The organism is Bacteroides salyersiae (genome assembly GCF_031172035.1).
GTDB classification, from domain to species: Bacteria; Bacteroidota; Bacteroidia; order Bacteroidales; family Bacteroidaceae; genus Bacteroides; species Bacteroides salyersiae.
Map to the genome: position 1 here is coordinate 4465042 of NZ_CP133452.1, position 19425 is coordinate 4484466.

Annotated in this window: 20 protein-coding genes; all 20 read right to left on the bottom strand. The window is 40.8% G+C overall.

Translation table 11 applies throughout. The features are described 5' to 3' along the window. Nucleotides 1-104 precede the first annotated feature (104 nt). The 20 genes from RB604_RS16980 to RB604_RS17075 all read right to left on the bottom strand — a co-directional run bounded on the left by RB604_RS16980 (nt 105) and on the right by RB604_RS17075 (nt 19342). Nucleotides 105-350 (bottom strand): YecH family metal-binding protein, encoded by a 246-nt coding sequence (locus RB604_RS16980; RefSeq protein ID WP_005931164.1) that lies wholly within the window; start codon nt 348-350, stop codon nt 105-107. Nucleotides 351-588: 238 nt separating this feature from the next. Further along, complete coding sequence (locus tag RB604_RS16985; RefSeq protein WP_005931162.1) at nt 589-786, bottom strand: hypothetical protein; 198 nt, start codon at nt 784-786, stop codon at nt 589-591. Between the two features lie 94 nt (nt 787-880). Further along, nucleotides 881-1885: a hypothetical protein gene (locus RB604_RS16990; protein WP_055294316.1), complete on the bottom strand. Its 1005-nt coding sequence runs from the start codon at nt 1883-1885 to the stop codon at nt 881-883. A gap of 7 nt (nt 1886-1892) precedes the next feature. Then, the gene (locus RB604_RS16995; RefSeq protein ID WP_007482108.1) at nt 1893-3077 is read right to left on the bottom strand and encodes a clostripain-related cysteine peptidase; all 1185 of its coding nucleotides are present in this window, start codon (nt 3075-3077) and stop codon (nt 1893-1895) included. 83 nt (nt 3078-3160) lie between these two features. After that, nucleotides 3161-3562 (bottom strand): hypothetical protein, encoded by a 402-nt coding sequence (locus tag RB604_RS17000; RefSeq protein WP_005931154.1) that lies wholly within the window; start codon nt 3560-3562, stop codon nt 3161-3163. A 77-nt stretch (nt 3563-3639) separates the two neighbouring features. Further along, nucleotides 3640-4263, bottom strand: a complete 624-nt coding sequence (locus tag RB604_RS17005; RefSeq protein WP_025819574.1) for a murein L,D-transpeptidase catalytic domain-containing protein — start codon at nt 4261-4263, stop codon at nt 3640-3642. Between the two features lie 143 nt (nt 4264-4406). Continuing rightward, nucleotides 4407-5267 (bottom strand): sigma-70 family RNA polymerase sigma factor, encoded by an 861-nt coding sequence (locus tag RB604_RS17010; protein ID WP_002561589.1) that lies wholly within the window; start codon nt 5265-5267, stop codon nt 4407-4409. A 195-nt stretch (nt 5268-5462) separates the two neighbouring features. Then, a complete protein-coding gene (locus tag RB604_RS17015) occupies nt 5463-7001 on the bottom strand; it encodes a trypsin-like peptidase domain-containing protein (protein WP_005931145.1) in 1539 nt (512 codons plus the stop codon). A 263-nt stretch (nt 7002-7264) separates the two neighbouring features. Continuing rightward, a complete protein-coding gene (locus tag RB604_RS17020) occupies nt 7265-8182 on the bottom strand; it encodes a cation diffusion facilitator family transporter (protein WP_005931143.1) in 918 nt (305 codons plus the stop codon). Nucleotides 8183-8418: 236 nt separating this feature from the next. Then, nucleotides 8419-10242: a YgiQ family radical SAM protein gene (locus tag RB604_RS17025; RefSeq protein WP_007482090.1), complete on the bottom strand. Its 1824-nt coding sequence runs from the start codon at nt 10240-10242 to the stop codon at nt 8419-8421. 24 nt (nt 10243-10266) lie between these two features. Beyond that, entirely contained in the window at nt 10267-10743 is a 477-nt protein-coding gene (locus RB604_RS17030) for a DUF456 domain-containing protein (RefSeq protein ID WP_005931137.1), read from the bottom strand. A gap of 3 nt (nt 10744-10746) precedes the next feature. Continuing rightward, nucleotides 10747-11091 (bottom strand): hypothetical protein, encoded by a 345-nt coding sequence (locus RB604_RS17035; protein WP_005931135.1) that lies wholly within the window; start codon nt 11089-11091, stop codon nt 10747-10749. After that, nucleotides 11088-11306: a sulfurtransferase TusA family protein gene (locus RB604_RS17040; RefSeq protein ID WP_005931133.1), complete on the bottom strand. Its 219-nt coding sequence runs from the start codon at nt 11304-11306 to the stop codon at nt 11088-11090. Before RB604_RS17040 ends, RB604_RS17035 begins: the two co-directional genes overlap by 4 nt. Next, nucleotides 11303-11620, bottom strand: coding sequence for a DUF8442 family protein (locus RB604_RS17045; protein ID WP_005931130.1), 318 nt, complete (start codon nt 11618-11620; stop codon nt 11303-11305). Before RB604_RS17045 ends, RB604_RS17040 begins: the two co-directional genes overlap by 4 nt. 153 nt (nt 11621-11773) lie before the next feature. Continuing rightward, complete coding sequence (locus RB604_RS17050; protein WP_055294349.1) at nt 11774-14680, bottom strand: golvesin C-terminal-like domain-containing protein; 2907 nt, start codon at nt 14678-14680, stop codon at nt 11774-11776. A 48-nt stretch (nt 14681-14728) separates the two neighbouring features. Further along, the gene (locus RB604_RS17055) at nt 14729-15454 is read right to left on the bottom strand and encodes a tyrosine-protein phosphatase (RefSeq protein ID WP_005931125.1); all 726 of its coding nucleotides are present in this window, start codon (nt 15452-15454) and stop codon (nt 14729-14731) included. 84 nt (nt 15455-15538) lie between these two features. Further along, nucleotides 15539-17530: a glucosamine-6-phosphate deaminase gene (locus RB604_RS17060; RefSeq protein WP_005931122.1), complete on the bottom strand. Its 1992-nt coding sequence runs from the start codon at nt 17528-17530 to the stop codon at nt 15539-15541. Nucleotides 17531-17694: 164 nt separating this feature from the next. Continuing rightward, nucleotides 17695-18471 carry an amidohydrolase gene (locus tag RB604_RS17065; RefSeq protein ID WP_044094101.1) on the bottom strand — a complete coding sequence of 259 codons (777 nt, stop codon included), beginning with the start codon at nt 18469-18471 and terminating at the stop codon, nt 17695-17697. Nucleotides 18472-18515: 44 nt separating this feature from the next. Continuing rightward, complete coding sequence (locus RB604_RS17070) at nt 18516-19070, bottom strand: lysophospholipid acyltransferase family protein (RefSeq protein WP_005931113.1); 555 nt, start codon at nt 19068-19070, stop codon at nt 18516-18518. A 2-nt stretch (nt 19071-19072) separates the two neighbouring features. Beyond that, the gene (locus RB604_RS17075) at nt 19073-19342 is read right to left on the bottom strand and encodes a hypothetical protein (RefSeq protein ID WP_005931110.1); all 270 of its coding nucleotides are present in this window, start codon (nt 19340-19342) and stop codon (nt 19073-19075) included. Between the last annotated feature and the right edge of the window lie 83 nt (nt 19343-19425).

Below are 19425 nucleotides of genomic sequence, written 5' to 3' on the forward strand. Positions count from 1 at the left end.
ATAACTGAATCCCGTTTCTATTTACACAAAATTATGGATACTGCCGTTAGACATAAAACTTTTGGGGCACACTTCAAATAGTGAACAGTACCACCGATAAAAATCTACTTACCTGTTTCGTGACTACAAACCTTAGATACATCTACGGTAAATCCATCCCTCACAGGCATAAACTTACCTTTCTTTTTAAGAAATTCGATTAATTCATCAACATTCATATCATCTGCCGAACAAGCATAAAAATGCTGACATTCACCAAACTTATCTACAATTGCTTTCCGCAAAGATGATTCTGAATAACTATTTCCTTCCATCATGTGGAGAACTTCATGTGCATGTAACTGTTCCATAATCATATTTTTCTGCAAAGATAATGCAAATACATGAATCAAAACTGTAACAAATGTGACAGAAATAATAATTATTTTATTGCATTAAAAACAATATTACCCTGCAATAATAACCATAATTATCACATTTTTTAGATAAACTATACTGCAAAAACGATCTTTATTATATTGCAACAAAAACCTCATGCCAAGCCTATCAATCACATCCATATTATCCGAAATATGAAAACATCATACATTAGTGCATAGCATTAGGAATTATCGACACAATATAACATTCTTCATCCGCAGCTTCCACTTCGGCTTCAAATAATTTATAAGCCACACCAATAGCCTCTTCCGGAGAACTTGCCTCTATGTTTTTCTTAACATTCAGGCTTTCAACGACTTGTTCTCCTTCAACAAGTACGTAATAGATGATTACAGCATATTCCATTGCTTACTGTTTTTTTAATTACCGCAATATTGTCGGTGCTACAAACATAGATTTTTTATCCATAAAATCAAAATAAAAAAGAACTTTCCACCACCTATTTAAATCGTATGGTCTGTAGCATCTCATTGACCACTCCCTCCGTTCTTTCTACCGGAGTGGTTGCAAAACAAGAAATAATACACGCCTTCCCTGTCTCCGGACTAAACAAAGCAGCAAATGTCCAAACCAGACGCGGATCGGTTATATATCGGATCGACTGCATACGCAACACATTATGATCCACCAGTCCGGTATTCATATCAAGAACGGAGAAATCATAACCATCCAGCGCAGTGTCTCTCCAAGAGTCCACACACTCTTTGAAGTAAGCTTCAGTAGTATTCGTATCATATACCCCTACTACTGTTCCCCAAATACTGTCTCCCGATTCGAAGGAATGGTATATGTTATCGGAAATACTATCTACTCTTTCACACAACAAGCCCTTCGGGGCACGAAAAGCAACAACTCCGTCGGTATATTCTCCCTTTTCCGGAGAAAGAGACACCACAGCAGTACTGTTCCCTAAATAAGATATAAAATAAATTAGCAGAAGCAAGGCCGGTATCACCAGTAAAGAAATCGCAAAATATTTATCTCTTTTGAACACCATACGTTCTTCTTTAGGAAAAAGATTCTCCACCTGCCTGGAAACACAAAGATAACTGAACCAGATAAAACTCCAAACCAATGCTTTCACCACCTGTGGAAGGCTATCCCACCCTGTATCCGGCATTTCACCGGACAACAAAACCAACATATTGGAAATAAAAATAATGATAACATATAACTTTCCGAGAAAAACGGCATTAGGCCGAATATACAAAAAAGCATAAATGGTATAACCGGCTAACGCCACAAGACCTAAAGAAAATAAAATATCGATACCGGAAAAAAGACAAGTAATAAAACCAACGTTGTCTACAGAACTAAAACCGACAATGGACATGATCAAACTAAACAATGAACCAAAGCCTACTACAAACAGAAAAAAGGAAAGCCAACCACGGACATATTTTTGCTTCGGAGTTGGAGGGATAAGATTTGAGGTGTTTTCCATAGTATATTTATTCCAATAAGACTTCAGTAGTATCCCAGCCCACAGCAGAATACCACTGTAAATTCTTAAAATAAGCATTCCATTTAGTAAAAGACTTGTATGGAATATAGCAACCAATACCGGAATACATATCTTCATCAATATTTACCAATGGATAATCATTCACATACCCTTCGAAAATAACAGTTTTTCCAAGTTGTCCTTCAAAAGCTAAAGGAATATTTCCACCGGTCACTTCACTTACAAAAGCTCTGAAATCATATGATGAACGACTTAGTTCTCCTCTTCCATACCCATATCTATTCTGAAATAAGGATAACATAGATGGAGTAAAACTTGCAATATTCTCCATATTCTCTTGCATAATAGAACGAGTAACTGCAGCCAAAAGCTCCATTTCATCAGTCTTCACAACAGCAATTGTGGCCCAAGGAAATCTTTGTGTTTTATAATAATCAAGATATGCCTGAGCTAATAAAACTGCATTCCTTTCTTTATCGTCAACAGACAAAAGATACTTTACAATATTTTTATAAGGAAAACCGGTACTCATCACCTCCGCCGGAGAAAGGATCAAATAATCGGCACTATGTCTAAGTTCATATGCAACTTCAACCTGTGACATCAAACAGGCATCCATCAAAATATAGTCAAAATGTATAGAAGTACGTGCCAACACATCAGCCAAATCAGGTATGTCAATTTTTAAGCCACCGTCATCCCCAAAAGACCGAGTACGACTATGATCCACCGGAAGCCATCCTGTAGCATGAGATCCAAATATCAATCCATAACATTCCGCAGGGCATAGTTCTTCTACATCTTTAAATACATCAAGCATCACATCCTGAGACAGCGAATTCTGTTCATTATATGTTTGAATAATCACCCGATCACTCACTTTTCCATCTTCCCCTACTTCATATTTAAATAAAGTAGGCTGTGGAAACTCACTCCTATAATACTTCCCTCCATCCCAATAAATCACAAAAGTCCCTGGAGTCTCCGCATTTTTCAACCCTTCTTCTACCGACGCAATGTTAGGATATATATCATCACTTATACTATTATCTGCGACCAAATACATAAGAACAGTTCTTGAAGCTTTTATCTTAGGCTCTTCATCGTCATGACAAGATACCAAAAAAACTACCAGATAGAAAAAGAAAGAAAGTGTAATCAGTCGCTTCATTTTAAATTTATTTATTACAATGTGTACAAAGATAAAAAAATAAGAGATACAAACCATGTATCTCTTATATATTAACGTCCGAACTACTCTTCCGGTTTAGTAAACCGGAACTTCTCCGGATCTATTTTTTGCAGAACAATCGATTTATTCTTCTTATATTTTCCGAGTACTTTCAAAGCCTCCTTATCAATCTTCTTTTTATTATCGGAAAAATAAATCATACAGGTACGATTAGGCAAGTTCATTTCAAACTCCAGGAAGTTCTTCAACTGGTAGCTATACAATTCACGATGCGGCAAAAAACCACCCTTATCAAGATGAACACTATCCAACAACTGAATGTCGGTATAATACACCACCGTATCAGTAAACGATGCTGAAATGCCAAAGGCATACACAGGCTTGTGAGAACCTTTCTTTAGTGAAAACGCCGAACACATTGTAAACACCAATGCTATGGCAAATAGTATTTTTACGTATTTCATATCTGAATTGTTTTTATCGTGGCAAAGGTAACAAAAAAGAGGAAATATCCCTTATTTATCACAAATAAATGGCATTACTAACGATACATCCATAGCAACACCGGCTTAGCCTCACCCTTTAGCAATTTGTCTACTTTTCGCATCACATCATTGCATATCACAGGACATCCCTGGCTTATCCCCAATGGAAGATGTACCGGATAAATATCGGTCGCAGGCACAAGATCATACGAATGAAGCACAATTACACGTTTGAAAGCATTGTCATTCGTCGGTTCCAGTCCGTGCAATTTATAATGAACGTTGATTCCCCATTTGCTATACGAACGGATACCGACTTTATAGCGTCCCAAAGAAGAACAATAACTTCCCTCCACATTACTGAATACAGGTTTGGAAGCAGTACTGTTTTTCCCATACCCATGTGCACAAAGGCTGGCATATACGACGGAATCACCCCTAAAGTCCCAAACAAAAAACCTTTTCTTGCCGGAATGTATACAGAAATCGACCAAGAAACAGTAATTGGTATTGAATCCCTTATCTACACAATAAACTTTTGCAGAATCTGCCTTTAACTTCAAACGATTGTATTCACCAGTAGAGAAAGTATCGGCGCTTCCACCACATCTGCCACGTGCAATAAAACAGAATATGAAAGCCAAAAACAGAACTAACAAAAATCGAACCGGTTTATTCATAAGACAGTATACTTACAAGTAAAAATACAGGAATACGCTTCTACAAAGACATAAAAAAGTCGTGTAAGCACGTTTTAAGATTGTTACCCTAAACACTTTTACTTACACGACTAATACCTTTTTTCGAAAACTGATATATCGACTTATCCCAAGTACGATTTGAGCAATTTACTACGATTACTTTGTCTTAATCTTCTGATTGCTTTTTCTTTTATCTGGCGAACGCGCTCACGTGTGAGGCCAAACTTATCGCCGATTTCTTCTAATGTCATTTCCTGTTGTCCGATACCGAAAAACATCTGTATGATTTCTTTTTCTCTATCGGTTAACGTAGAAAGAGCTCTATCAATTTCCCTCGCAAGAGACTCATTTACCAGAGAGCGATCCGCCATAGGCGAATCATCGTTTACCAGCACATCCAGCAAGCTGTTGTCTTCTCCTTCAACAAACGGAGCATCCACCGAAATATGACGGCCGGACACCTTTAATGTATCAGAGATTTTATCAACCGGGATTTCCAGTTCGTCTGCCAACTCTTCAGGAGACGGACGACGTTCGTTCTCTTGCTCAAACTTGGAAAAGGCTTTGCTGATTTTATTCAGCGAACCTACCTGGTTCAATGGGAGACGAACAATTCGCGACTGCTCTGCCAATGCTTGCAGAATAGACTGGCGAATCCACCATACAGCGTAACTGATAAACTTAAATCCACGTGTTTCATCAAACTTTTCGGCAGCCTTGATCAGTCCTAAATTGCCTTCATTAATCAAATCCGGCAAACTCAAACCCTGGTTCTGGTACTGCTTGGCCACAGATACGACGAAACGAAGATTGGCACGTGTCAGTTTTTCCAACGCTACACGGTCACCCTTACGAATACGCTGAGCGAGCTCTACCTCTTCTTCTACAGTGATGAGATCTTCACGACCTATTTCCTGCAAATACTTATCAAGAGAAGCGCTCTCTCTGTTAGTGATACTTTTGGTAATCTTTAGTTGTCTCATTCTTATAAAACAGATTTGGAGTGCAAAGTTACAACAAATAATTTGTTAACTTATTATCTTAACGTAACTTTTTCACCATTATTATTAACTATGAAACAAAAAAGAACACCGACAAGTTGTCTGTCGGCATTCTTTTTCTTATTCATTAGCTAATATTACAATCTTCTTACCTTAAATTAATTATAAACTACCCATTTATTCCTGAGTCAGATCAACGGCGTAGTTGGCACGTTTTCCAGAGGGGAACATTCCGGTGAGGAACAATACCTGATCCGGTGACTTAGTAGCTGCCTTGAGCACTTCTTCCAGATCACTGACTTTACGTATTTGCTCGCCATTAGCTTTCAAGATAATGAAACCTTTACGGACACCCGCATCCTTCATTTTTCCATTGGTAACTCCTGTCACTTCGACACCATATCCTAACTTGAGTTGTTTCTTCAAATCAGCAGGAATCTCCCTGAAAGCTGCACCCAGAATTTCCATTCCGGCATTCTTTACTACTTTGGTAGTTCCCTGTTCATTCTTCAATATCACCTCTACATTCTTCTCTTTCTTATCGCGAATCAACTTCACAGTCACCTTGTCACCCGGACGATGCTTAGCAAGTGCTTCCTGCAAATCAGCAAAGTTATGTACTTTCTTTTCATCAATACCGATAATAACGTCGTCTACCTTGATATCGGCACCGGCAGCAGAACCACCGTCAACAATTTCACGAACCCAAACACCATCTACCACACCGAATTCTTTTGCTTTATCACGAAGTGTAGTACCTGATTTATCGATAGGCTGCTGGTCTTCCATAATACTGGTTCCCAAAGAAGCCCCTGCGATACCTAACATTGCACGCTGTACAGTACCGTATTCTTTCAAGTCGGCAACCACTTTCTTCATAATGCTGGTCGGGATAGCAAATCCATACCCGGCATATGCACCTGTAGGAGATGACAACACAGAGTTGATTCCAACCAATTCACCTTTAGCATTAACCAACGCACCACCACTGTTACCTTGGTTGATCGCAGCATCCGTCTGGATGAACGATTCGATACCACCGTTGTAAACACCCAATGTACGGGCCTTTGCACTTACGATACCGGCAGTTACAGTAGAATTCAGATTAAACGGGTTACCTACTGCAAGTACCCACTCTCCTACTTTCAACGCTTCAGAATCACCAACCGGAATGGTAGGCAGATCATCATCCGATTCTATTTTCACCAATGCAAGGTCAGTACTCGGGTCTGTACCGATGATACGTCCTTTAAATTCACGGTTATCATTCAACTTCACAGCTATTTCGTCAGCTCCGTCAATTACGTGATTGTTCGTTACGATGTATCCATCTTTAGAGATAATGACCCCCGAACCGAAACCTACACGTTCCGGAGTTTGTACTCTACGCTGTCCGCCACGTCCATCACCGAAAAAGAAATCAAAAATATCGGGAGGTGTCTGAACGGTCTGCGTCTTTGAAGTCTGAGTTGATTTTATATGGACTACAGCATGAAGCGAATTTTCAGCCGCTTGTGTCAAATCTACCGGTTGTGCATCGATTGCATCAAAAGCAGCCAATTTTACATTAGGGTTCTGCTGGAACACCTCATTAAATGCTATCTGCTTATCGGTATCCTGCCCCTGCATCATTTTGTAGGTAGTTATGCCTGCAACTCCTGAACTCAGCAGAACGATAGCCCCTACTCCTAAAATGTTTCTTGTTGTCTGTTTCATACTATTCTTTTTATTCTTTAAAATGTTAATATTCCGTTTTGTTTTAACTTTATGACGTTAAAATAACGACAAAAATCATTCACTTATTCCACTTGTCACTCTTTTTTGTCCTCTTTTAACAGAGAATATTTACTGATTAACAGCGGTTAACGGCATGAACTGACAAATTTACATTCATTACATGACAACCCTTTTAACATGCATTTCCTACACAGGGGAATATGCCAAATATGGCAGTATGTCACCCATAATATACTTTTGGATTATTCCACCATACCTTTATCTATACCGAATCTTTCATCCGTCTGACATTTACCGGCAGGTTCTACATGTACCAGAATATCATAAACGTTATCGATCGAACCTTTAATGCTCTTCTCTACAGAATCGGCAATCTCATGCGCCTGCGTTATGGTTATTTTGGGATCGACTTCTATATCGAGTGTGATCAGATATAAATTCCCTATCATTCTCGATCGGACACGATGGGGATTGCCTGCACCGGGTACTTGCTCTACAGCTTTGAATATCTTATTATATACATTGACATCCTTAACGCCATCCATCAATTCTACATTGGAATCTATAAAGATGTTCACTGAAGACTTTATAATGAACAGACTGATTATCAATCCAGTGATTGAATCGAGTATAGGCAGTTTAAATATAAAAGTAAAGATCAACCCCAGTAATACTCCGGATGAGATGACCACATCATTACGCATATTGACTGCATTTGCCGTAAGTAAGGAACTGTTGATCTTCTTTCCTTGTTTATATTGATAAGATGCCAGCAACAACTTGCCGGCAATAGAAAACAAGGTGACATATATGGCAATGGGAGAAGGAATTTCTTTAGTTTCATTTGAGAAAATACTCCCAATTGCAGACAACAACATTTGTACACCGGCATAAAAGATCACAAGTGACAATATCTTAGTTGCAATACCCTCGGCCTTTTCATAACCGAACACATACTTCTTGGAAGGTGGCCGGCTGATAACACGCGCCGTAAAAATCATAACGATGGAAATAACCACATCCGTTGCCGAATCAATACCATCACCGAGTACAGCCAAACTACCGGCCCACAGACCAATTACAATTTTCGACGCAGAAAGTACCGCATTACCAATCGTACTTATCCACGAAGTTTTTATTAATATTTTCTCTCGTGACATTTTAAATAATTAAATAATGTGCCAATGTGCCAATTTAAGAATGAAAAAATGAAAGAAAGAAACATTCAGACAATTAATAGATTAACATGAATTCGATATAACTTTTATCTCGTATGGCTTCCCTCTTTCCCTTCAAGTTATGCAGCATTTTCATCTATCGAGTGGATGCTAAATTATACCATTTTAATTCTTTCACTCTTTCACTCTTTCATTCCTTCATTCTTTAATTTTTCAATTCACCTCTTTCCATAAAGCTTATCAATCAGGTCCTGCCGACCGATACGGCGTAATTCATTTATGATATTCCGGCGTTCCTCCGGTTTATACCAAAAAAAGAACTGTCGCTGTGCCAGCTTTTCTTTTTGCGTTTTAGCACTAAATACCGGCTCCAAAGTATATGGATGAAATCCGGTATACCAAGCTTCCGTTGCTACCGTCATTGGTGTAGGAGTAAAATCCTGTACCTGTTCCAGATGAAAATCCAGACGTTTGGTAATAACCGCCAACTCTGCCATATCTTCTTCCTTACAACCGGGATGGCTGGAAATAAAATAAGGAATAAGCTGCTGGCGCAATCCTTTTTCGCAATTGATCCGATCGAATATCTTCTTAAACTCTCCAAACTGGTTAAATGAAGGCTTACGCATAATAGAGAGAACACGATCACTGGTATGTTCCGGTGCTACTTTCAACCGTCCGCTTACATGCTTTTCAATCAGTTCACGGGTATATTCGGAAGTACTTTGATTGACCGCAGGATCTTTACTCTGATGCAACAACAGGTCATAACGTACCCCGCTACCGATAAATGATTTTTTAATACCTGGCAGCGCATCCACCGCATAATAGATATCCAGCAAAGGGCGGTGATCGGTATTCAAATTAGGGCAAACTTTAGGATGAATGCATGACGGGCGCTTGCATTTCCGGCAAATATTCTCATCTTTTCCTCCCATTTTGTACATATTGGCCGAAGGACCTCCCAAATCACTGAGATATCCTTTAAAATCGGGCAATTGCATGACCTCTTTTACCTCTTTCAGAATAGATTCCTTACTGCGGCTCACAATAAATTTGCCTTGATGTGCCGATATTGTACAAAAAGCACATCCTCCAAAACATCCGCGATGAATATTCACCGAGAACTTAATCATGTCGTAGGCAGGAATACGCTTCCCTTTATATTTCGGATGCGGCAGACGTGTATACGGTAAATCAAACGAACCATCCAGTTCTTGCTGTGTCATAGGAGGATATGGCGGATTGACGACTACCACACGTTTATCGACCCGTTGCAGTATACGTGAGGCAGCATATTTATTGGACTCTTCTTCGATATGTCGAAAATTACCCGCCTGTTTTTTTTTGTCTTTCAGGCATTCTTCATGAGAATAAAGCTCTATATCTCCTTCCGCACGGATAGATTCCATCTCAGTCGCATTGCACAAATAAGCTGTTTGCAAAATATCTGTCGGTATCTCCACAGAAGATTGCATACGCTTGCAAAGCTCCACAATCGGTTTCTCACCCATACCATAGATAAGTAAGTCCGCACCACTGTCACATAGAATGCTTTTCTGCACCTTATCCTGCCAATAGTCATAATGACTCAACCGACGCAAACTCGCCTCGATTCCACCTAAAACTACCGGGACATCGGGATAGATTTTTTTCAATATCTGACTATATACAATCGAAGGATATTCCGGACGCATATCCGGACGACCGTCCGGAGTGTAGGCATCTTCGCTGCGAAGGCGCTTATTGGCCGTGTATTTATTCACCATTGAATCCATACACCCTGCCGAGATACCAAAAAAAAGACGAGGGCGACCCAACTTCTTAAAATCGCGCAAGTCATCACGCCAATTCGGTTGAGGAACAATAGCTACCCGTAATCCTTGCGCTTCAAGGATACGGCAGATCACTGCCGGTCCGAATGAAGGATGGTCTACATATGCATCTCCACTAAACAGGATAACATCGAGCTCATCCCACCCGCGCAATTCTACTTCTTTTTTTGTAGTGGGTAACCAATCGGTAAGTCGATATTCTTTCATGCTGCGAAGATACGGATAATTTCGCTATACTAATGCATGGATAAAGCAGAAGATAAACCATCCACATACGGCTACTTTGAGTACAGTGCCCAAAAGAAAACCTATAAAAGCCCCGAATCCGGCTTTCAGTGCATGCCTCGTTTCCTTGCCGCCCAACAACTCTCCTATAAATGCACCGGCAAACGGACCAATAATAACACCCCAAGGCGGAAATAGAAAGAGTCCGGCAAACGTACCGATAATACAACCCCAATTTCCCCAACCCGTACCTCCGAATCGTTTCACTCCAAACATCGGGACAAAATAATCGAGTATCTGAATCACTACGACAAGAAGTAACCAAAAAAAGAGTTGCAACGGCGTAAAAGTGACCTTATCGGTAAGTTGAAGCAGTACTAAAGCCACATAAGCAATAGGCGGCCCCGGCAACATAGGGACAATACAACCGATTAGCCCTACCAACAGGCAAATACTCCCCAAAATAATCAGAAAGATATCCATAAATTATCCGATGCGTTTGATGATAGAAATAAATTCTTCATTCGTCATACCGAAGTCCTGCTCACGATAGTTCACAAAATCCTCCAGATAAGCACTCGCTATACCATCCATGATATCTTTTCCATCAAGACCGAGTTCATCAAGCATAAAACGTATCAATCCTTGATAAGCATGAATGGTTTTTATTCGTTGATCGGCAGCCGGTACAGACATCATCTGGCATTGATGCTCATTACGGGCAATAAGATAAACGGTAGCATAGAATTTATCTACACTACCATATATACTGTTTATTTTTTTAATTGCCTTTCCCGGCAGTTTTTCTAATTTCTGTTGTATTTCACTCATCCTGGAATAGTAAACTGTAAAGTCATCTGCTCACCATCATAAATTTCGCGAAAGCCGATGCCTTGCTCCGACAAATATTCTTTTAAGTCCTGAAATGCATTGGCATTATCCATAATAATCTCCACAGTATCACCGGATTCAGCACTACACATGGCCTTTATGGCTGGAATCAAGGGACTGTAAGCAGTCGTCCCACGAGTGTCAACAGCAATCATGACTCCTCCTCTTCTGCCTCTTGCGAATTGAACCAGACAAGATATAACTTTATAAGTTGCTGCAAACCGAATGCTTTCATATTGTTGTGATAAATCACATCAATGCAAAGATCGAGCAGGTCCTTACTGTCTTCCTCCTGACTGGCAATAAGTGAACGGATATTGAGCTTGAGTTTATCGAGAACAGCTTCATCGACAATACCGTTACTGTCGATAAGATGACGAAACAACGCATATTTTTCAATTGTTCTCAAATTCTCTTCTGAAACTTCCATAGTGCGTGTACCACTGGGATTTGCTTGTATGGTATACATAATCTTTTTATTTTAAAGTTAATGATAGCGACAAAGATAGAATTTTTTAGTGATTAATGGTAAATGATGAATAATTAATTGCTAACCCGTTTATGAATCATTCATCATTTAACATTCGCCATCTTCCATTAAGAGTCTATTTGAATTTTCCTCTTAAAAGGATTTATCATCAAAAAAGTTTAGCACTGCCGCCATAATTGCGGCCCGATCAGCTTCCGACTCTATACTTTCAAAAGGAAATCCCATTACAAACGTACGGTAATCTCCACGATAAGCAATACCGGCACTCTGCTTTCCCGGATGATAGGTAAATACGGAAAAAGCTGGAGCTACAGGGACGATACAGTCCGGTGCAGTTACCGCATACATTTTCTCGTTAGGCAAACGGGGAATCGAAACAGTACGCCCCAATCCATCGATCTGTCCGGAACGATTATCCCGAAGCGATTCCTGATAACCATATTTTAATACTTTCTCGGTAAATTCCCGATTCCCTTGCGAAGTGCTCATGTCACTTCCCACATAAGAACCACTGACTAATATATTCCCTCCCGACTGACAATAGGCAGTGATGATCCGTTGCATAGCCGAAGAAAAAGTCTTGTAATAAGCCCGGTCGGTCGTATTCTCCTTTTCCAGCCCCAAGATGTAATCCACAATCGGGTACTCTTCCAATTGTACTCTTTCGTTTTCTACCGCCTCATCGCTACACGATACAAAACTATATCGTCCCGTCGCCTGAATCGCCTTTCCATGAATAAATGAATAATCGAAAGTATTTCCGATGATTTTCATACCTTCCAACTCACTGCCGCTATCTCCCAGACTCCCCTTTCCTTCCTTACCGGCTTGCTTACGGTCAAAACCGGTCTGCGGACCACAAAGAGAAATATTGTATAAATAAGGAACTCCCGGATCTTGCTCCAAATCGAAGCCGGCAGTGGTAGAAGTATTGATAACGGCAGGTCCGCTTAAGCGATCGAAACCATTAACAATAAGAACTTTTCCTTTTTCGTTCTTTGCTTTATAAGCCGATAAAATCTCAGAAGGGAAACTTTCACCACCACGGTTCACTGCCGTAACTTTGAACGAATATACAAGTCCCGGCTCTATTTTGACCACATGCGACGTTTTATTTACCAATACTCCATTATCAAAACCACCATAACCGACACGGGTATATACCATATACTCCCGCGGGGTAGCCGTTGGCTCAAGAGGATCATTTTCTCCCTGCCAGGATAGTTCCAGTGTATTCTTTTTCTTCCCGAAGCGGATCGCAAAATTACTCACTGGAAGCGGTTGCACAACAGACTCTTTCCCATGTTGACTATTTATGAAACGGAGTACCCCCTTATAAATAGCACGCCCTACCGTAAACTTAAAATTAGGATCATGTCCCAACTGCATATCGGCAAAATTCTGATGTGACAACAATTCTATAATGGTGGAAGGAACAGAAGGTAAACGCGTTTCACTATAATTCCGGTTCCACATGCTACGGCGTGTCCAGGGGATATTGTAGGCAGCACGAATATCATTCTGTATTTGAGTCAGTAAAATATCCGACAAGTCGCGTGAAGCATAACGGTCTATCCCCGTATTCAACTGCCCGTTATTGAAATCCGTCGTATATATCCCCAGCGAACCGATTATTTCGTCCGTCCTGCTATGCCCTGCATCGCTATGCAAAGCAACTGCCATCTCCAACGGTACTCCCAATCCTTTCTCTTTGGGATTAAACACCGACCCTCCGGACAAATAATTCAATGCATTAGAACGCACATTGATGTCGTCGGTATAATCATTTTCTCCTTTCTTGCCGGCATATACCTCGTAAGGCATACCACCCCATTGTGCTGAGTAACGTGCTCCCTCCAGATAACGCGGCAATCCACTGACATTACCACCTCTCGAAATATTACCCATACCACCGCCAAAACGTACTGCATCTGCACATACTACCCCGTCCTCCTTACTCTCATTGCTGAGCACCACCATGCCATAATCGTTATTACCCTTATCAAATTCAAAAGTTCCTAAGTAGACCCAAGTCCCCCCACCTATTTGCTGGTTAACCTTAAATTCGGTAACTCCCCCCTTGTGAAAAACAAGATATTTAGCATCGCTCACACTATTGGGCAATGTCTGATAAGAAACATATACAGCATAATTACCACTCTCCGGAATAGTAGGGATCCACTCCGCAAAAGCCTTATTCTTTTTCTTTTCGGTACGGGCATAACGGGCAGTACCGTCCAAAAACGGATTCTCCCCATCTCTATAAACACGTTTCGTCCGGGCAAAACCTCTTTTAGCGGCTACTTCCCAACGAGCTTTACGACTTTTCACTTCCAGATAGACAGACCCGTCTTTCGTGTCATTATCAACAATCACTTCATTCTTCTGCGTATCACGCTCACGCGGAGTAAATACATTGGCGCCTGCATTCTCAAGCATCGGAATGACATAAGGAAGAATAAAGGACTGGGTAAATAAGTCCTCAGTAGTACAGAAAAGCCGGGGACGCTGCCATCCCCACTCTCCTTTATCGTTTTTAAAGTACTGTCCATGACTTTGCCACAAAGCGATATGACGATTGTCCAGTCCACGCGAAATTTCATAGGGACGTGACATATTCTTCACCCATGGCGCCCCTTTATAATCAATATTCAAAGAAAGACGTGTCTTATCCTTTTTCTTTTTTCGGTAAACATTAGGAATGAGATCTTCAATCGGTTTACCGTCAGCATAGATCGTGACATCAAAAAAACGTACAGGACCGGGAAGAAGATTTTCCACCTGATTATAAATACTCTCTACTGTTTCCGGGAGAAAAGGCTGGTAGGCAAAACTCTCGGAAGCTTGTATCGTCAGTCGTTTACGGTCAAAATCAATCTCTACACTCTTGAGCGCGGGTCGGTTGATTTTTGCAGAAACAGTGGTATAATTACTGAAGAAATCAGTTAGTCGCTCTTCTACGTTCTTTTCGATGGCCTGCGCAAAGAGCAGGGATGTCCCTGCAATAAGGAACAACAGGAATAGGCATAGTTTTCTCATAAAACTCCAATCATTTACCATTTATCCGCAAAAATAGAGTAAATTCCTCTATTCTGTGTATAATTCACGTAGTTTATCCAAATCCACTTCAAGGTTATCGATCAAGTACCTTTCTATTCCTCCAAATTCTTCGTCTATTACCCGGAATGCAGTTTCCAAATACTCTTTTCTTACGGTAGTCAACGGCTTCAACTCCGGATGCTCCCGAGTGATGAATTCATATTTTTTGGTGATATGTTCTGCAGACAGCATATAATCCTCCGTTACAGTCTCACGATCGACTCCCAAAGCCGACAATAACAATGCGGCAGCGATACCGGTCCGGTCCTTTCCCGCAGAACAATGAAAAAGAAGCGGAGCGTTTTCTTTCTCCGACAGGATACTGAAAAACTCTTTGTATACATCCTGCATATTCCGGATGATATATGCATACACTTCCTCCATAACGGCGCTCAGATTATTTCTATCAAAATGGGTGATACCACTCATATCGCCCGCTTCAATTGATAAGGGTATGTGCTTGGACACAGTTTGCGGCAAACGGTCTATGGCGGCGTTTTTCTCTACTTCACTCCTGAAGTCGATAACCGTACGCAATGGCAATAAAGAGAGATAATCTAAATCCATTGCAGTCAGTTTATTCATATCGTCCGAGCGGAAAAGCATTTTCCATTTTACACACTTGCCATAAACCGTACGATAGCCACCCAAGTCACGCATGTTATAAGCTCCCGCCATAGGAAGCAACCGACAGTAAGTTTCTTCTTTCTTCATATTAGTAGTTTTTTTATTGATAAACAAAAAAAGAGTGAAGAATTCCCGACTCTTCACTCTTCCTTTATGATTCTTTACTAATTGTTATAGCGGAATATACTCCACGAATGCTTCCATTGCCTCATAAGAAGCAAGACCCAGATTATCGTAAAGCGCAGCCGTACCACGGTTACGGTCTTCGCTACGTTGCCAGAACAGACGTTCGTCGTTACCTAAGAACGGTGCGCTCTCCATCTGTGACTGATGTTTCAAAATAGAATTACGTTTAGCACGCAACTCTTCCGGGCTGATAGGCACTGCCATCTCAATATTTTCGATTTCCCACTCTGCCCACGCACCACGGTACATCCAGATACGGCAGTCTTTCAGCCACTTGGCACCTTCCTCCTTTTCCAAATCAATAGCAGCAAACACAGCATCCGTACAAACACGGTGTGTACCGTGCGGATCGGCAAGATCGCCTGCTACAAATATCTGATGAGGTTTCACTTCACGAAGCAAATTACGTACGATTTCCACATCGGCTTCACTGATCGGATTCTTCTGAATTCTACCGGTTTCATAGAACGGCATATCCAAGAAATGGCAACGATCCAACGGAATATTATTATATGTACAAGCCGTCCGGGCTTCACCACGACGAATCAAGCCTTTGATAGTCAATATATCGCGTGAATCCATATCACCGTCCTTCTTTTCCTTAAGGAACTTACGGATTTCCGTATATTTCTCATTGATTACCTGGTCTTCGCTGTTATTGAATATCTGGTTGAAACCATTGATAAAGTGCAGGAAACGAATCACTTCCTCATCCCCTACTGCAATGTTACCCGACGTCTGATAAGCTACATGCACTTCATGTTTCTGCTCTACCAAACGGCGAATGGTACCTCCCATAGAAATCACGTCATCATCCGGATGCGGAGAAAATACGACAACACGTTTCGGGAACGGTTTGGCACGTTCAGGACGATACGTATCGTCAGCATTCGGTTTTCCACCGGGCCATCCGGTAATAGTGTGCTGCAAATCGTTGAATATCTTGATATTCACATTATATGCCGAACCGAAGAGAGCCAACAATTCGCTCAAACCGTTTTCGTTATAATCTTTATTAGTAAGTTTCAAGATCGGTTTACCTGTCAATTGGCATAACCAAACGATAGCACTACGAATCAGCTTGTCGTTCCATTCACAGGAAGTCACCAGCCACGGACGCTGGATACGCGTCAGGTTGCTGGCAGCCGAAAGATCGATCGCTACATGTGCATTGTTGTGCGTCTGCAGGTAAGAAGCGGGAATCGTATCCGTGATAGAACCTTCCACACATTCTTTTATCATACGGGCCTTGTCTTCACCCCATGCCAGAAGATATACTTTCTTGGCTCCCAAGATTGTAGACACACCCATTGTAATAGAGCTGATAGGTGTATTATCGATAGTTCCGAATATTTTGGCAGCTTCGTTACGCGAAGCACTATCCAATAAAATCAGACGAGTGGTAGAATTCAAACGCGAACCCGGCTCATTGAAAGCAATATTACCTACACGACCGATACCTAACAGGGCAATATCAACCCCTCCAAAACTTTCGATACGCTGCTCGTACAAACGGCAATATTCCAGAATCGTATCTTTTGCAATGCTTCCATCCGGAGTAAATACATTCTGCTTATCGATATCCACATGGTCCAGCAACATTTCTTTCAGAGCATTGAAATTACTGTTGATGGCATCAGAAGACAGAGGATAATACTCGTACATATTGAATACGATCACATTGCGGAAACTCAAACCTTCCTCTTTATGCATACGAATCAATTCCGCATACACATTGCGCGGAGAATTACCACCCGGCAACGCCAATACACAGAAGCGCCCTGCTTTTTGTTTATCGCGTATTACTTGTGCTATTTCACAAGCGATGTGATTGGCACCTTCTTCTACAGATTCATAAATATCGGTAGGGATTTTTTCAAGTCGGGTCAATACCGACCGTTCAAATGCATTCTCCGGTCTGTAGTATCTGGGGGAGACCCTGTTGAGAGTGATTTGAGAACTTAAGTTTGTTTTCATAAATTCTTTAATTAAGTTATGTTAGATTCAAGTCGTGCGACTGTTTTTCTGAACGACAAAGATACAAAAGAAGTTTATTATAAAAACTACCTTATTGTAGGTATTGTTGCCGAGAAAGAGCAATTTTAACGTTTGTTTATTTAACCAAAGAAATATGTAGGAAGCTAAAGCCGGAAAGCATCTGCATCTTTCCACACAGGAAACTTATCGCGCAATTGCTGCAAAGATATCAGGCTGAGCGAAACGGTTTCAATACCTTCTTCCCCATCCGGGACAGAAGCCAAGACTTCTCCTTTAGCAGAAAAGACAACACTGCCTCCATTATAAATGAGTTTATTACCATCTACGCCTATGCGGTTCACCCCGCACACATAACACATATTTTCCAATGCACGGGCACAAAGCAAAGTATCCCACGCCAATCTTCTTGCCTGGGGCCAGCTCGCCACATATATCAGCAGGTCATATTCATTGTTTACATTCCGGCTCCATACCGGAAAACGCAAATCATAACAGACCAGCAAACAAATATTCCACCCCCGATAAGAAATAATCAGCTTATTGTTTCCGGAAGAGAAATATTCTGCTTCATTCCCCATACGGAAAAGATGTCGCTTATCATAATAGAATTCTTCCCCTTCCGGGGTAATAAAGAAAGCACGATTGTAATAATTACTCCGTTCGCTACAAATAAAACTGCCACAAAGGGCAAGCTGAAAATCAGCCGCCAATTCCTTTAAAATACGTACTGTAATTCCGGATACCGGTTCTGCAAGTTCCCGGCTTTTCATCGTGAATCCCGTAGAAAACATTTCCGGCAAAACAACAATCTCCGTTGTTCCGCGAAGAGCATGTAGCTTTTCACGAAGCATACGGAGATTTTCCTGTTTATTTTCCCAGGCTATATCTGTCTGAACGATTGAAATTTTTAATGGATGCATCATTTCGTTAAACACCAGCCTTTCCGTTTCTGATTATTACTCGTTTATATTTCGCCAATGGAGAAATTTTCCGGATATTTCCCTTTGAAATTCTTGAAATAAAGTTTGATTTCGCGCATATCCTTTTCAATATCTCCCGTAGGCATAATGGCTTTGGTGGAAGATATTGTTTTGGTAGCATAATCTATGCCGATAAGGACAATAGGGACTTGCGCCTTCAATGCAATATAATAGAAGCCTTTCTTCCAGTTCGGATTTCGTTTGCGTGTACCTTCCGGCGTAATAGCCAAATGGAATTTCTTGCTATTGGCAAACTGCTGCGCCATCTGGTCTACTAATGATGTCTTACGTTTCCGGTCCACCGGTATGCCGCCCACAGCTCTAAAGATAAGTCCTAAAGGAAAAAAGAACCATTCTTTCTTCATCATGAAACTGGTTTTGCGTCCGATAGCTCCATAAAACAGTTTACCGATAAACAAGTCTAAATTGGTAGTGTGCGGTGCCGCACAAATAACACATTTATCATAATTGGGCACCGTCACATTTGTTTTCCAGCCTAAAAGGCGATAGTAAATAAAGCTATAAATTGCTTTTTTCATTCTCAGTTCAATTTCGAGATGGCATCAATAATTTCATTTACTTTTGCATTGAAGTCGGAACGGAACTTTTTATAGAATCCTTTTACATTACCCGGCTCAGTATGACTGATACGGCTAACGAATTCATCCTGCATTTTCAGGATTTCAGCCATAATATCTTCTGCTTTTGCCTTGTCCGTTCCCGGAATAAACATAGCATTGACCAAACACTCTGCAAATAATTCTCCCGAAATATAATTTACTGATTTTTTAAGTTCTCTTCTACTTGCCATAAGTTCTTCTTTTTTAGTGTGAATATTGAATATATGAGCGGTAAAGATAGGAACTTTCTTCGGCTTGAACAAATAAATAATTA

Bases quoted from the DNA above. Each gene is read 5' to 3' on its own strand.
- RB604_RS16990 (WP_055294316.1), bottom strand. From the start codon at position 1,885: ATGGAAAACACCTCAAATCTTATCCCTCCAACTCCGAAGCAAAAATAT.
- RB604_RS17000 (WP_005931154.1), bottom strand. From the start codon at position 3,562: ATGAAATACGTAAAAATACTATTTGCCATAGCATTGGTGTTTACAATG.
- RB604_RS17055 (WP_005931125.1), bottom strand. From the start codon at position 15,454: ATGAAGAAAGAAGAAACTTACTGTCGGTTGCTTCCTATGGCGGGAGCT.
- RB604_RS17045 (WP_005931130.1), bottom strand. From the start codon at position 11,620: ATGTATACCATACAAGCAAATCCCAGTGGTACACGCACTATGGAAGTT.
- RB604_RS16995 (WP_007482108.1), bottom strand. From the start codon at position 3,077: ATGAAGCGACTGATTACACTTTCTTTCTTTTTCTATCTGGTAGTTTTT.
- RB604_RS17075 (WP_005931110.1), bottom strand. From the start codon at position 19,342: ATGGCAAGTAGAAGAGAACTTAAAAAATCAGTAAATTATATTTCGGGA.
- RB604_RS17060 (WP_005931122.1), bottom strand. From the start codon at position 17,530: ATGAAAACAAACTTAAGTTCTCAAATCACTCTCAACAGGGTCTCCCCC.
- RB604_RS17050 (WP_055294349.1), bottom strand. From the start codon at position 14,680: ATGAGAAAACTATGCCTATTCCTGTTGTTCCTTATTGCAGGGACATCC.
- RB604_RS17040 (WP_005931133.1), bottom strand. From the start codon at position 11,306: ATGATTGCTGTTGACACTCGTGGGACGACTGCTTACAGTCCCTTGATT.
- RB604_RS17035 (WP_005931135.1), bottom strand. From the start codon at position 11,091: ATGAGTGAAATACAACAGAAATTAGAAAAACTGCCGGGAAAGGCAATT.
- RB604_RS17015 (WP_005931145.1), bottom strand. From the start codon at position 7,001: ATGAAACAGACAACAAGAAACATTTTAGGAGTAGGGGCTATCGTTCTG.
- RB604_RS17025 (WP_007482090.1), bottom strand. From the start codon at position 10,242: ATGAAAGAATATCGACTTACCGATTGGTTACCCACTACAAAAAAAGAA.
- RB604_RS17070 (WP_005931113.1), bottom strand. From the start codon at position 19,070: ATGAAAAAAGCAATTTATAGCTTTATTTACTATCGCCTTTTAGGCTGG.
- RB604_RS17030 (WP_005931137.1), bottom strand. From the start codon at position 10,743: ATGGATATCTTTCTGATTATTTTGGGGAGTATTTGCCTGTTGGTAGGG.
- RB604_RS16980 (WP_005931164.1), bottom strand. From the start codon at position 350: ATGGAACAGTTACATGCACATGAAGTTCTCCACATGATGGAAGGAAAT.
- RB604_RS16985 (WP_005931162.1), bottom strand. From the start codon at position 786: ATGGAATATGCTGTAATCATCTATTACGTACTTGTTGAAGGAGAACAA.
- RB604_RS17020 (WP_005931143.1), bottom strand. From the start codon at position 8,182: ATGTCACGAGAGAAAATATTAATAAAAACTTCGTGGATAAGTACGATT.
- RB604_RS17005 (WP_025819574.1), bottom strand. From the start codon at position 4,263: ATGAATAAACCGGTTCGATTTTTGTTAGTTCTGTTTTTGGCTTTCATA.
- RB604_RS17065 (WP_044094101.1), bottom strand. From the start codon at position 18,471: ATGCATCCATTAAAAATTTCAATCGTTCAGACAGATATAGCCTGGGAA.
- RB604_RS17010 (WP_002561589.1), bottom strand. From the start codon at position 5,267: ATGAGACAACTAAAGATTACCAAAAGTATCACTAACAGAGAGAGCGCT.